Origin of the sequence: Micromonospora sonchi (assembly GCF_014646235.1) — a bacterium.
Taxonomy (GTDB): domain Bacteria; phylum Actinomycetota; class Actinomycetes; order Mycobacteriales; family Micromonosporaceae; genus Micromonospora; species Micromonospora sonchi.
Map to the genome: position 1 here is coordinate 92,003 of NZ_BMNB01000018.1, position 12,915 is coordinate 104,917.

Sequence of the window (12,915 nt, forward strand, 5' to 3'; positions counted from 1 at the left end):
GGGGTTACGCGATGTTTTCCGATGCTCACGCTCGCGGCATGATTGACCACTCTGGAGGTACCTGCCCTGATCAAGGGCACCGGCGAAATGTAGGTATTAGTTGATCCGACCACCCGATGCGCGCCCGCCGACCGTCTTCTGCCCGGCTGCGGCTTCCCAAACACGATTCCGTCTGATGAAATCGCGGCCGGGCCGCGCATGGCGCTGGCCGTCGCTACATGCACGGGTCGACGGATCAGGCGTGGAGAAACCGACGGAGGCGATGTCGTGAGCACCGGACCGACGACCCTGCCCGCCGGCGGTGACGCCGCGCAGAACGGACACCCTCGGCTACCCCGGCTACGGGACGTGCGGATCCGGTCCAAGCTGGCGCTGATCCTGGTGGTTCCGGTCGCCGCGGTCATCGCGCTGGCCACGGTTCGCCTGGTCTCCGTCGGTGCGGGCGCCTACGACGCGACCCAGGCCCGCTCGCTCACCGCGCTCTTCACCAACGTCTCGGCGCTGACGAACGACCTGCATGCCGAGCGGATGGCCGCCGCCGCCTACCTCGCCAGGCCACAGCAGGAACAGGCCGACGCGTACAACCTCCGGGTCCGCCGGACGCAGGAGCGGATCGACGAGTACCGCGTCGAGCGGGCCAAGGTCGATGACGCGCCCGCCGCCGTACGCGACCGGCTGGCGGCCATCGACCAGCACCTGGACACTCTCGACGGCACCCGGCAGGAGATCCTCGGCCGGCAGCGGATGGAGGTGGCCGAGGCGACCCTGCGCTACGGTGTGGTCCTGGCCGACCTGGTCGCCTACGGTGACGGGCTGGCCCAACTTCCCGGTGCGGAGCGACTGTCGGACAGTCGGCGGGCGGTTGCCGCGTTCGCCCATGCCAAGGCGGACGTCGCCGAGGAGGAGTCGATCGCGTTCACCGCGCTGACCGCCGGTCGGCTGGACAACGAGCAGTTCTCCACCTTCGTGGCCACGCTGACCGGTCAGCAGGAGGCGCTGCTGGCCTTCTCGCTGGCCGCCGACCCCGTCCAGCGCGCGCTGGTCGAGCGCACCGTCTCCGGCGACGCCGTGGTGCTGGCCGACCGGATCGCCACCGAGGTCAGCCGCTCGGTCAACCAGCGCCCGTCTGTTACCGCCCAGGAGGCCGCCACGGCGATCGGCGCGGTGCACGAGCTGATGCGGTGGGCGGAGATCGAGTTGCAGGACCGCCTGCTCGACCAGGCCGAGCAGGCCCGCTCGGACGTCGTCCGACAGGCCGTCGTCGAGACGATCCTGGTGCTGCTCACCCTGCTCATCGCGGTGACCCTGGCGGTGGTGCTGGCCCGCTCGCTCAACCACTCGCTGCGCCGGCTGCGCGAGGGCGCGCTCTCGGTGGCCCACCACGACCTGCCCGAGGCGGTGCGCCGGCTACAGGAGATCGGCAACGTCAGCGACGGCAGCGTCGAGAAGATCGTCCGCGAGGTCCGTGATCCGATCAAGCTCGAAAACCGCGACGAGGTGGGCCAGGTCGCCTCGGCGTTCAACGTCGTACACCGCGAGGCGGTCCGGGTCGCGGCCGAGCAGGCGGCCCTGCGGACCAGCGTCTCGGCCATGTTCCTGAACCTGGCCCGGCGCAGTCAGACCCTGGTCGACCGCATGATCGGTGAGCTGGACGCGATCGAGCGTGGCGAAGAGGACCCGAAGCGCCTGGCCCGGCTGTTCGAACTCGACCACCTGGCCACCCGGATGCGTCGCAACGACGAGAACCTGCTCGTGCTGGCCGGGGCGGACTCGACCGCGCCGCGCCGGGACGACGCGTTGCTGGTGGACGTGCTGCGAGCAGCACAGTCCGAGGTGGAGCTCTACAACCGGATCGAGTTCGGCACGGTCGACACGGACGTATCGGTGGCCGCGCACGCGGTCAACGACGTGGTCCGGCTGGTGGCCGAGTTGCTGGACAACGCCACCCGCTTCTCGCCACCGAACACCACCGTGGTCGCCGACGGTCGGCGGATCCGGGACTACGTCCTCATCCAGATCGAGGACCGGGGTCTCGGCCTGACCGACGAGCAACTGGACCTGCTCAACCGGCGGCTCACCGAACCGTCCGGTGTGGACGTTGCGGCGTTCCGGCTGATGGGTCTCGCCGTGGTCAGCCGGCTGGCGGCCCGGTACGCCATCCGGGTCGACCTGCGCCGCCACGCCGAGGGCGGCATCGTGGCGCAGGTCATCCTGCCCGCCGCCACGGTGGTCCTGCCCAACCTGCGGGAACGCGAGCAGACGATCACCCGGCCGCGCCAGCCGCTCGCGGTCGAGCAGGCCCCGATGGCCGGGGCCAGCGGCAGTGGCCCGTTCGGTGGGGCGGGTGGCACCACCACCGCCACGCTGAGCGACCGGTGGCGCAGCGGTACGACGTCCACCACGCCCTGGCCGACCACCGAACCGGCACCGGAGCAGGCCGGGGCGAACACCCGACCGCCAGCCTTCGCCGGCGGGTTCAGCGCCGGTACGCCGACGGTCGCCCAGCCGACCCTCGACCCGTTGCCCCGACGCGGCGCGAACCCCGAACCGGCCGCGCCCGCACTGCCGGTGGGGCCGGTCGCCGGTGCCGGGGTCGGCACCGCGGCTGGTTTCGGTGAGGAAAGCGCCCCGAGCTCCGGTGGTGCGGGTTACGACGCCGCGTCCTTGGGCGGGCTGGGGGCCAGCCTGGCCGCCACCTCCCCGGTCGTGACCGGGCCGATCACCGCCCCACCCGAGCCGCAGGCCGAGGCGCCGATCTTCCGGGAGATGGAGGCGGTCTGGTTCCGGGCGCACGGCAACGACGCGACCGCCATCTTCACCCGGCCACAGTTCGACGAGCCGCCGGAGCAGCCGGCCGCCGGCGGCACGCCGCCGGCCGTCGAGCCGACCCGGGGGCGCAAGCCGCTGCCCACCCGTACGCCGGGCGCGGCGGCCGGACCCTCCACGCCACCGGCGGCCGGGCCCACCACGTCACCGGCAACCGACCCGCTGCCCGGCGCGGCATCGCCGGTGGCGCCGCCCGCGTCGCCGATGCCGCAGTCCGGCGAATCGGTGGACGACGCCTGGCAGACGGCCGCCGACGACGGCTGGTCGCGGGCCAGCCGGGCGGCCGAGCCCATCCCCGCCGGTACCACCCGCTCCGGGCTGCCGAAGCGGGTGCCGCAGGCGCAACTCGTACCCGGCGGGATCGAACCGCGCGGTGGGCCCGAGCGGGGCCGCCGCACGCCTGACGAGGTACGCGGCCTGCTGGCGGCGTACCACCGTGGGGTCCAGCGCGGCCGGACGGCCGGCGCGAGTCAGAACAGCACCTCGACCAAGGAGACGAGCCGATGAACAGGCCAGCGGCCATGCAGGACATGGGTTGGCTGCTCACCAACTTCGCCGACAGCGTGGCGGGCATCGCCCACGTGGTTGCGGTGTCCGCGGACGGGCTGCTGCTCGCCTCCTCGCGCGACCTGCCGGCGGACCGGGCAGACCAACTCGCCGCGATCACCTCCGGCGTGGTCAGCCTGACCGAGGGGGCCGCGCGGATGTTCAGCGCCGGCGGGGTGTTGCAGACGGTCATCGAGATGGACAGCGGCTATCTGTTCCTGATGTCCATCAGCGACGGCTCGTCGATGGCGGTGCTCGCGGCGCGCAGCTGCGACGTCGGCCAGGTGGGCTACGAGATGGCCCTGCTCGTGGAGCGGGTCGGCGCGGCGCTGGTACCGCTGCCCCGGGACGCGGTGCGGTCCTGACGGGTGCGGTGCGACGGCGCAGGAGGAAGGAGGTGATCGCGGATGGAGCAGCGGCGTGACCCACGCGGTGAGCTGGTGCGGCCCTACGCGGTCACCCGGGGCCGCACCGAGCCGCGCCAGGACATCGCCCTGGAGGCGGTGCTGATGGCCAGCCCCACCCAGATCACCGAGTCGCGGTTCGCCGGGCATGACAAGCATCGCATCGCGATGGTCTGCGAGGGCCGGGCCGAGTCGCTGGCGGAGATCGCCGCGTACACCCGGTTGCCGCTGGGTGTTGCCCGGGTGCTGGTCGCGGACATGGTGGCCGAGGGCCTGTTGACGCTACAGACGGCTGCTCCCGCCACTGGATACGTGGAGCGGATGGAAATGCTGGGAAGGGTGTTGAGTGGACTTCGCGAGCTATGACCCCGCCGGGGCCCGCCAGAGCCGGGGAATCATCTCCGCGAAGATCGTCGTCGCGGGTGGCTTCGGTGTCGGCAAGACGACGCTGGTCGGTGCGATCTCCGAGATCACGCCGCTGACCACCGAGGCGGTGATGACCGCGGCGGGCGTCGGCATCGATGATCCGTCGAAGGTGCCGGGCAAGGAGACCACCACGGTCGCCATGGACTTCGGCCGGATCACCATGGCGCAGGATCTGATCCTGTACCTCTTCGGCACGCCCGGGCAGACCCGGTTCTGGTTCATGTGGGACGAGATCATCAGAGGCGCGGTGGGGGCTGCGGTCCTGGTGGACACCCGCCGGATCGCCGACGCGTTCGCACCGCTGGACTATTTCGAGAACCGCCACCTGCCGTACGTGGTCGCGCTCAACCGGTTCGACGGCGCGCCAGAGTACGAGCCGGACGAGGTCCGCGAGGCGCTGGCGATCTCGCCGGACGTGCCGCTGGTGTTGTGCGACGCCCGACGGCGGGAGTCGGCCAAACAGGTGCTGATGACCGTCGTCGAGCACGCCATGCGGCGTCTGCAGGCCGAGCACGACCGGGGCCAACCGACCCCGGTCGGCTGACCGACGTTTTGTCGTTTTTGGCGGTGCCGCCCCCATCCGACTCCTTCCCGGCGGAGTTGCGGAAACCGCTCTGACCTGCGACGACATAGAATTCCCCCGAATGTCACGCAAAGTGAAGAAGTGTTTACTTTGCGCGCTGGTGGGAGGAGAGTTCATGCAGAAGGTCAGAGTCATCTCAGTGCTCGTGGGGGCGGCGCTCGGCGTCGGGCTGGTCGGGGCACCCGCGCGAGCCGCGGTCTCCGATCCGACCACCCGCGCCGACACGCTGACCGCGATGCAGGGGGAGGCGTACGCGCACGCCGCCTACCTCGCGTACGCGCAGGAGGCGGAACGGACCGGGCGGGCGGAGATCGCGGAGCTGTTCCGCAGCACGGCGGCAACCGAGCTGGGGGAGCACTTCGCGGAGGAGGCCGAGCTGATCGACTTCGTCCGGAGCAACACCGCCAACCTGCGCGAGGCGATCGCCGGCGAGACGGAGGAGCACACCGTCACCTACCCGGGCTACGCGGAGCAGGCCCGCCGCGACGGTTGCCTACCCGCAGCCGCCCTCTGGGACGAACTCGCCGGCGACGAGGGGCGGCACGCCGAGCGGTTCCGGATCGCGCTCTTCGCGATCACCAACCCCGGGTCCGGGGTCCGGGTGCCGGTCGGCGTGGCGGTGCCGCCGGTGCCGATCGAGGCGACCGAGCCCGCCTGCTCCGGTCAGACCCAGGAGAACCTGCTGGCGACGCTGCGCGGCGAGGCGTTCGCCTACGCCAGGTACATCGCCTACGCCGACCAGGCGCGGGCCACCGGGCGGCTGCGACTGGCCCGGCTCTGGGAGAACACCGCCAGCCAGGAACTCGGCGAGCACTTCGCCGAGGCGGCCAACCTGTACGGCCTGGTCGGCGACAACGAGACGAACCTGCGTACCGCGATCGCCGGTGAGCAGCACGAGGCGACCACCATGTACCCGGCGTTCAGCCGACAGGCCGCGTCGGTCGGGGAAAGCGATGCCGCCGCGCTCTTCGCCGAGATCGCGCGGGACGAGGCCGGTCACGCCTCGGCGTTCCTGGAGGCACTGGTCGACCTGGTGCTCGGCGGGGCAGCGGAGTCGGCCGGCGAAGCCGCCGCCGACCGGCAGCCGGCGCCTGGTCGACCCGGAGCCGATAGCCGCGCTTGACCACGGTCTGCGTCAACCGAGGCGCGCGGGGTTCGCCTGGTTTACAATGTGGAACAAGTTTCCTGCTATGTGGAATGCCGGAGGGCCGACATGGGTGTGGCTCAGGCTTTCGACACGGTGGCCACGAGCTACGACGAAGCCCGGCGGCGGCTGGTGCCCTGCTTCGACGGGTTCTACGGCACGGCGATCGAGGTGGCGCAGCCGCCCCTGCGGGCCGCCCTCGCCGCTGGCCGTACCCCTCAGGTGCTGGACCTCGGTGCCGGGACCGGCCTGCTCTCCGCCCTGATCGCCGCCGCCGTGCCCGAGGTCCGGCTGACCCTGGTCGACGCCGCGCCGAAGATGTTGGCGGTCGCCGCTGAGCGGCTCGCCGCCCGCGACGTGTCACACCGGGTGGTCGTGGCCGACCTGGCCGACCCGCTGCCCGCCGGGCGGTACGACGCCGTGGTCAGCGCGCTCGCCATCCACCACCTCGACGACGCCGGCAAGCGGGACCTCTATCGGCGGGTGGTCGCAACGCTCGTGCCGGGCGGAGTCTTCGTCAACGCCGAGCAGGTCGCCGGCCCGACGCCGGAACTGGACCGGCGCTACCACGAGCTCTGGCTGGCGCAGGTCGCCGCGCTCGGCTCGGACGCGGCCGAGATCGCCGCCGCCGAGCAGCGGATGACGTACGACCGGCCCGCGCCGGTGGGGGAGCAGTGCCGCTGGCTGACCGAGGCCGGTCTGGTGCAGGTCGACTGCTTCTTCAAGGCGTGGCGGTTCGCCGTCTTCGGTGGTACCCGGGAGATGACTGTCAGTCATACCAGCGGGTAGTCTCGTCGGCATGACGGCCAAGGTGACCCTGTCGTTCTACCGGACCGCATCTCGGCACCGAGGAAGAAGTGGTTCACCGAGTGCGTGGACGTGGCCGATGCCGAGACCATGCGGCGGGTGGACCCGGGCGTTGCGGATCATCCAGCAGCTCTGAGTGGCTGTTTCCTCCCGATCTGTTACGCGTGGGCGACGTACCTCCGCCGGGGTGCCCGGATGGCCCGGGCCGGGGTGTGAGCGGTTGTCCTCGACCCCTGGTCGCCACCGGTCGGACCCCGTTTTGACCGGCCGGTGGGCCTGCCGGTATCGTTGCCTGCTGTTGTACGACATCTGTGGGCGTGCCGCCTGAGGTACGCTTGGTCGTTCGTGCGCGCTGGTCCGGCCGGGAAGTCCTGGTCATCTCGGCGCGTGACCCCAGACCGACGACGAGACAAGGTAGACCTGTGCGTACGTACAGCCCGAAGCCGGGTGAGATCGAGCGTCAGTGGCACGTCATCGACGCCTCTGATGTCGTGCTGGGCCGCCTGGCCACCCACGCCGCCACGCTGCTGCGGGGCAAGCACAAGCCGACTTTCGCGCCGCACGTCGACACGGGCGACTTCGTCGTCATCGTGAACGCGGGCAAGGTCGCGCTGACCGGCAACAAGCGCCAGCAGAAGATTGCCTACCGCCACTCCGGTTACCCGGGCGGTCTGAAGCGGGTCGGCTACGAGGAGTTGTTGTCCAAGCGCCCCGATCGGGCCGTGGAGATGGCCATCAAGGGGATGCTCCCGCACAACAAGCTCGGCCGTAAGCTGATCAAGAAGCTGAAGGTCTACGCCGGTGCGGAGCACCCGCACGCCGCGCAGCAGCCGGTGCCGTTCGAGATCAAGCAGATCGCGCAGTGAGCGCGGGCGAAGGAAACAGCATGACCGACATCACCGCCACCGAGGTTGCCCCCGAGGCCACCGAGGCGCCGGCGCCCGTCGCCCGCGCGCCTCGTAACGACCGCCCGATCCAGACCGTGGGCCGGCGTAAGGAAGCCATCGTCCGGGTCCGGATCGTGCCCGGCTCCGGCAAGATCACCTGCAACGGCCGGGATCTGGATGCCTACTTCCCGAGCAAGGTGCACCAGCAGCTGATCAAGGACCCGCTGGTCACCGCCGAGAAGGCCGAGACGTTCGACGTCATCGCCAACCTGCGCGGCGGCGGCACCAGCGGCCAGGCCGGCGCACTGCGGCTGGCCATCGCCCGGGCGCTGATCGTCAGCGAGCCGGACGACCGTCCGGCGCTGAAGAAGGCCGGCTTCCTCACCCGTGACGCGCGGGTCAAGGAAAGCAAGAAGTACGGCCTCAAGAAGGCCCGTAAGGCTCCCCAGTACTCCAAGCGCTGATTTCCAGCCGCATCTTGTACGTCTGACGAACGGCCGGTCCGCCTCCCCTCAACCGGGGCAGAGGCGGGCCGGCCGTTTCGTTCTCTCCCATTGGCAGTTCATCGGAGGTTGGCGGGTATGGGCCGGTTGTTCGGCACGGACGGCGTACGCGGGCGGGCGAACGCTGATCTCACCCCGGAGTTGGCGCTCGCGGTGGCCGTCGCGGCCGCCCACACTCTCGCCGAGTCGGATCGCAGTCGTGCCCCGCTGGCCGTGGTCGGCCGGGACACCCGGGCCAGCGGCGAGATGCTGGAGGCGGCCGTGGTGGCCGGGCTGACCAGCGCCGGCGCGACGGTGGTCCGGGTCGGCGTGCTGCCCACCCCGGCGGTGGCGTTCCTCACCGCCGAGGCCAAGGCCGACCTCGGGGTGATGCTGTCGGCCTCGCACAACCCGATGCCCGACAACGGGATCAAGCTTTTCGCCGCCGGCGGCCACAAACTGCCCGACGAGATCGAGCTGCGGATCGAGGCGGCCGTCGAGGCCAACGCCACCACCGCCTGGGACCGTCCGATCGGCGCGGGGGTAGGTCGGGTGCACGACCTGCTCGACGGCGCCGACCACTACGTGCAGCACCTCGTCGGGACGGTGCCGCACCGCCTCGACGGGATCAAGGTCGTGGTCGACTGCGCCAACGGCGCCGCCGCCGAGGTGGCGCCGGCGGCGTACCGGGAGGCCGGCGCCGAGGTGATCGCGATCCACGCCGAGCCGGACGGGCTCAACATCAACGACGGGTGCGGGTCCAACCACATCGCCGCCCTGCGCCAGGCGGTGGTCGAGCACGGCGCGCACCTGGGCATCGCACACGACGGCGACGCCGACCGCTGCCTCGCGGTGACCGCCGACGGTGACGAGGTCGACGGCGACCAGGTGATGGCGATCCTGGCGCTGGCCATGCGGGAGGCCGGGACGCTTGCCGGGGACACGCTGGTGGCCACGGTGATGAGCAACCTGGGCCTGCGCCTGGCCATGTCCGCCGAGGGAATCCGGCTGGTCGAGACCAAGGTCGGCGACCGGTACGTGCTGGAGGAACTGCGCGCCTCCGGGCTGGCGCTGGGCGGCGAGCAGAGCGGGCACATCGTCATGCCGGCGTACGCCACCACCGGCGACGGAGTGCTGACCGGGCTGCACCTGATGGCCCGGATGGCGGCCACCGGCCGCACCCTGGCGGATCTCGCCGCCGTGGTGACCAAGCTGCCGCAGGTGCTGATCAACGTGCCGGTCGGCGACCGCACCATCGGCGCCGCCGCCCCCGCCGTCCGTGCCGAGGTCGAGCGGGCCGAGGCCGAGCTGGGCGAGACCGGTCGGGTGCTGCTGCGTCCCTCGGGCACCGAACCTTTGGTCCGGGTGATGGTCGAGGCCGCCACCGAGGCGACCGCCCGCGAGGTCGCCGAGCGCATCGCCGCCCACGTCCGCACCGCCAGCCCCGCCTGACGGCCGGTAAGGAGGGGCCCTTTCTTAACGCCTCGTGTATAGGAAGGGCCCCCTTTTAACATCCGACTCGGGTTGGCACACTGCGCAGTTACGTTCGCAGGGTGGCGCCGCGCAACCGGGACCCTGCCTCGGCGAGCACCTCCGGGCGTTTGCAGAAGGCGAACCGGACCAGCCGCCGGCCGGCCTCGGGGTCGTCGTAGAAGACCTGGGTGGGTACGGCCACCACCCCGCAGCGTTCGGGCAGTGAGCGGCAGAACTCGACGCCGTCGGTGCCGTCGAGGGGGGTGATGTCGGCTGTGACGAAGTACGTCCCCTCCGGCGTGAGCACGTCGAAGCCGGCGTCGGTCAGCCCGCCGACGAGTTGGTCCCGGCGGGCCCGCATGCCGGCTCGGAGATCGGTGAAGTAGGCGTCCGGCAGTGCCAGTGCCACCGCGACCGCCGGTTGCAGGGGTGCGGCGTTGACGAAGGTGAGGAACTGTTTCACCCGGAGCAGCGCCGAGACCAGGGTCGCCGGGCCGCTGGCCCAGCCCACCTTCCAGCCGGTGCAGGAGAAGGTCTTGCCGGCCGAGGAGATTCGCAGGGTGCGCTGGCGCATGCCGGGCAGCATCGCCAGCGGCACGTGCCCGGACGCGGCGTCGGCGAAGACCAGGTGCTCGTACACCTCGTCGGTGACGGCGTACGCGCCGTGCTCCTGGCACAGTTCGGCGATCAGCGACAGTTCGGCCGGGGTGAACACCTTGCCGGTCGGGTTGTGCGGCGAATTCACCAGCACCAGCCGGGTGCGCGGGCCGAACGCGGCGCGCAGCGCCGCCGGATCGAAGGCGTACCGCCCGTCGGCGCCGGGGCGCAGCGTGACCGGTCGCCGCACGGCACCGGCCAGCGCGATCGAGGCGGCGTACGAGTCGTAGTACGGCTCGAAGCAGACCACCTCGTCACCCGGCTCGCAGAGGGCGAGGATCGCCGCGGCGACCGCCTCGGTGGCGCCGGCCGTGATCACCACCTCGCCGTCCGGGTCGTACTCCAGGCCCCAGAAGCGGTGCTGGTGAGCTGCCACGGCCGCGCGGAGCTCGGGGATCCCGGGGCCGGGTGGGTACTGGTTGCGGCCGGAGCGCAGCGCCTCGGCCGCGGCGGCGAGCATCTCCGGCGGGCCGTCGGTGTCCGGGAAGCCCTGTCCCAGGTTGACCGCGCCGGTGCGGACGGCGAGGGCGGACATCTCGGCGAAGATCGTCGTGCCGAACGGGCGCATCCGGCTCACCAGCGGGTCGACATCGGTGCTCGTCACGCCCGTCAGGGTACGGGTGTGCGGCCCTGTCGTGCCCGGGCCGACCTGGGTGCTTTGTGGCCTGGATCACCGACGGTGCCCGATCGCTCAGATTGAGTGATTATTTACCCACCTTTCGCGCAGATAACTTGAGCGAAACTGGTTAGGCTGCCACCCATGTGTGGAATCGTGGGCTACGCCGGTGGTCGACCGGCGCTCGGCATCGTGCTGGACGGACTGCGCCGGCTGGAATATCGCGGCTACGACTCGGCTGGCGTCGCTGTCGCCTGCGACGGTGAGCTGCTGACCGAGAAGAAGGCCGGCAAGCTGGCCAACCTGGAGAAGGTGCTCTCCGAGCGGGCCGCCGAGGATCCGAGCGGCTGTGGCGCCAGCCCGATCGGCATCGGCGACGGCACCACCGGCATCGGCCACACCCGGTGGGCCACCCACGGCGGCCCGACCGACCGTAACGCACATCCGCACCTGTCGCCCGACGGCCGGGTCGCGGTGATCCACAACGGCATCATCGAGAACTTCGCCAAGCTTCGTACCGAACTGGAGGACGACGGTGTCCAGTTCGTCAGCGACACCGACACCGAGTGCGCCGCGCACCTGATCGCCAAGGCGTTGGCGGAGCTGCGGGCGGCCGGTCAGCCGGATGGGCCGCAACTGCTCGTCGCCGCGATGCGGGTGGTCTGCCAGCGGCTGGAGGGTGCTTTCACGCTGCTCGCGGTGGACGCCGCGGTGCCCGGTGCGGTGGTCGGCGCGCGACGCAACTCGCCGCTGGTGGTCGGTCGTGGGGACGGGGAGAACTACCTCGCCAGCGACGTCGCCGCGTTCATCGAGCACACCCGCGACGCGGTCGAGCTGGGTCAGGACCAGATCGTCCTGATCACCGCCGACAGCATCGAGATCACCGACTTCGCCGGCCAGCCCGCCAGCGGCAAGGACTTCCACATCGACTGGGACTCCTCGGCCGCGGAGAAGGGCGGCTACGACTGGTTCATGCTCAAGGAGATCGCGGAGCAGCCGGAGGTCGTCGCCGACACGCTGCTCGGTCGGCTGACCGAGTCCGGCGAGATCATGCTCGACGAGGTCCGCCTCAGCGACCAGGATCTGCGCGACGTCGACAAGGTCTTCATCGTCGCCTGCGGCACCTCCTACCACGCCGGGATGGTGGCCAAGTACGCCATCGAGCACTGGACCCGCCTTCCCTGCGAGGTGGAGCTGGCCAGCGAGTTCCGCTACCGCGACCCGGTGCTGGACCGCTCCACCCTGGTCGTGGTGATCTCGCAGTCCGGCGAGACGATGGACACCCTGATGGCGCTGCGGCACGCCAAGGACCAGAAGGCCCGGGTGTTGGCCATCTGCAACACCAACGGCTCCACCATCCCCCGCGAGTCCGACGCGGTTCTCTACACGCACGGCGGGCCGGAGATCGCCGTCGCCTCCACCAAGGCCTTCCTCACCCAGCTCGTCGCCTGCTACCTGATCGGCCTGCACCTCGCGCAGGTGCGGGGCGTCAAGTTCGCCGACGAGGTGGCGGCCGTGGTGGAGCAGCTGCACCAGGTGCCGGGCAAGCTACGGGAGCTGCTCGGACGGATCGAGCCGGTCCGCGAGTTGGCCCGCGAGCTGCGCTCCGAGCCGACGGTGCTGTTCATCGGCCGGCACGTCGGCTACCCGGTGGCGCTGGAGGGGGCGCTCAAGCTCAAGGAACTGGCGTACATGCACGCCGAGGGCTTCGCCGCGGGCGAGCTGAAGCATGGTCCGATCTCGCTCATCGACCAGGGCACCCCGGTGATCTGCGTGGTCCCCTCGCCGGTCGGTCGCGGTCTGCTGCACGACAAGGTCGTCTCCAACATCCAGGAGGTACGCGCCCGGGGCGCCCGCACGATCGTGATCGCCGAGGAGGGGGACGAGTCCGTCGTCCGGTACGCCGACCACCTGATCTACGTGCCGCGTACCCCGACGTTGCTCGCGCCGCTGGTGACCACCGTGCCGTTGCAGGTGTTCGCCGCCGAGATCGCCGCGGCCCGGGGACACGACGTCGACCAGCCGCGCAACCTCGCCAAATCCGTCACCGTCGAGTAGTTGTCG

At 71.1% G+C, this 12,915-nt stretch carries 11 protein-coding genes and 1 pseudogene; 11 read left to right on the plus strand and 1 reads right to left on the minus strand.

The window, feature by feature from the left end:
• Window positions 1–267 precede the first annotated feature (267 nt).
• The 10 genes and pseudogenes from IEY61_RS19650 (at window position 268) to glmM (ending at window position 9,557) form a co-directional block, all read left to right on the plus strand.
• On the plus strand, window positions 268–3,333 hold the full coding sequence (locus tag IEY61_RS19650; protein ID WP_189046436.1) for a sensor histidine kinase: 3,066 nt from the start codon (window positions 268–270) through the stop codon (window positions 3,331–3,333).
• Window positions 3,330–3,737, plus strand: a complete 408-nt coding sequence (locus IEY61_RS19655) for a roadblock/LC7 domain-containing protein (protein ID WP_030329975.1) — start codon at window positions 3,330–3,332, stop codon at window positions 3,735–3,737. The genes IEY61_RS19650 and IEY61_RS19655 overlap by 4 nt, the downstream gene beginning before the upstream one ends.
• 42 nt (window positions 3,738–3,779) lie before the next feature.
• A complete protein-coding gene (locus IEY61_RS19660) occupies window positions 3,780–4,142 on the plus strand; it encodes a DUF742 domain-containing protein (protein ID WP_189046438.1) in 363 nt (120 codons plus the stop codon).
• The gene (locus tag IEY61_RS19665) at window positions 4,123–4,746 is read left to right on the plus strand and encodes a GTP-binding protein (protein ID WP_189046440.1); all 624 of its coding nucleotides are present in this window, start codon (window positions 4,123–4,125) and stop codon (window positions 4,744–4,746) included. The genes IEY61_RS19660 and IEY61_RS19665 overlap by 20 nt, the downstream gene beginning before the upstream one ends.
• A 154-nt stretch (window positions 4,747–4,900) precedes the next feature.
• Window positions 4,901–5,908 (plus strand): ferritin family protein, encoded by a 1,008-nt coding sequence (locus tag IEY61_RS19670; protein ID WP_229706094.1) that lies wholly within the window; start codon window positions 4,901–4,903, stop codon window positions 5,906–5,908.
• Window positions 5,909–5,998: 90 nt separating this feature from the next.
• Window positions 5,999–6,718 carry a class I SAM-dependent methyltransferase gene (locus IEY61_RS19675; RefSeq protein ID WP_189046442.1) on the plus strand — a complete coding sequence of 240 codons (720 nt, stop codon included), beginning with the start codon at window positions 5,999–6,001 and terminating at the stop codon, window positions 6,716–6,718.
• A gap of 21 nt (window positions 6,719–6,739) precedes the next feature.
• Window positions 6,740–6,872 (plus strand): annotated as a pseudogene (locus IEY61_RS32305) (type II toxin-antitoxin system PemK/MazF family toxin); the annotation flags it as partial.
• 286 nt (window positions 6,873–7,158) lie between these two features.
• Entirely contained in the window at window positions 7,159–7,602 is a 444-nt protein-coding gene (gene rplM, locus IEY61_RS19680) for a 50S ribosomal protein L13 (RefSeq protein WP_189046445.1), read from the plus strand.
• A 20-nt stretch (window positions 7,603–7,622) separates the two neighbouring features.
• Window positions 7,623–8,087 (plus strand): 30S ribosomal protein S9, encoded by a 465-nt coding sequence (rpsI, locus tag IEY61_RS19685; protein ID WP_189046447.1) that lies wholly within the window; start codon window positions 7,623–7,625, stop codon window positions 8,085–8,087.
• A gap of 117 nt (window positions 8,088–8,204) precedes the next feature.
• A complete protein-coding gene (glmM, locus tag IEY61_RS19690) occupies window positions 8,205–9,557 on the plus strand; it encodes a phosphoglucosamine mutase (protein WP_189046449.1) in 1,353 nt (450 codons plus the stop codon).
• Between the two features lie 88 nt (window positions 9,558–9,645).
• Here the strand turns inward: glmM and IEY61_RS19695 are convergent, their stop codons facing one another.
• Window positions 9,646–10,839 (minus strand): pyridoxal phosphate-dependent aminotransferase, encoded by a 1,194-nt coding sequence (locus IEY61_RS19695; RefSeq protein ID WP_189046451.1) that lies wholly within the window; start codon window positions 10,837–10,839, stop codon window positions 9,646–9,648.
• A 156-nt stretch (window positions 10,840–10,995) separates the two neighbouring features.
• Here IEY61_RS19695 and glmS point away from each other — a divergent pair, with 156 nt between their 5' ends.
• Window positions 10,996–12,909 carry a glutamine--fructose-6-phosphate transaminase (isomerizing) gene (glmS, locus tag IEY61_RS19700; protein WP_189046453.1) on the plus strand — a complete coding sequence of 638 codons (1,914 nt, stop codon included), beginning with the start codon at window positions 10,996–10,998 and terminating at the stop codon, window positions 12,907–12,909.
• The last annotated feature ends 6 nt before the right edge of the window (window positions 12,910–12,915 follow it).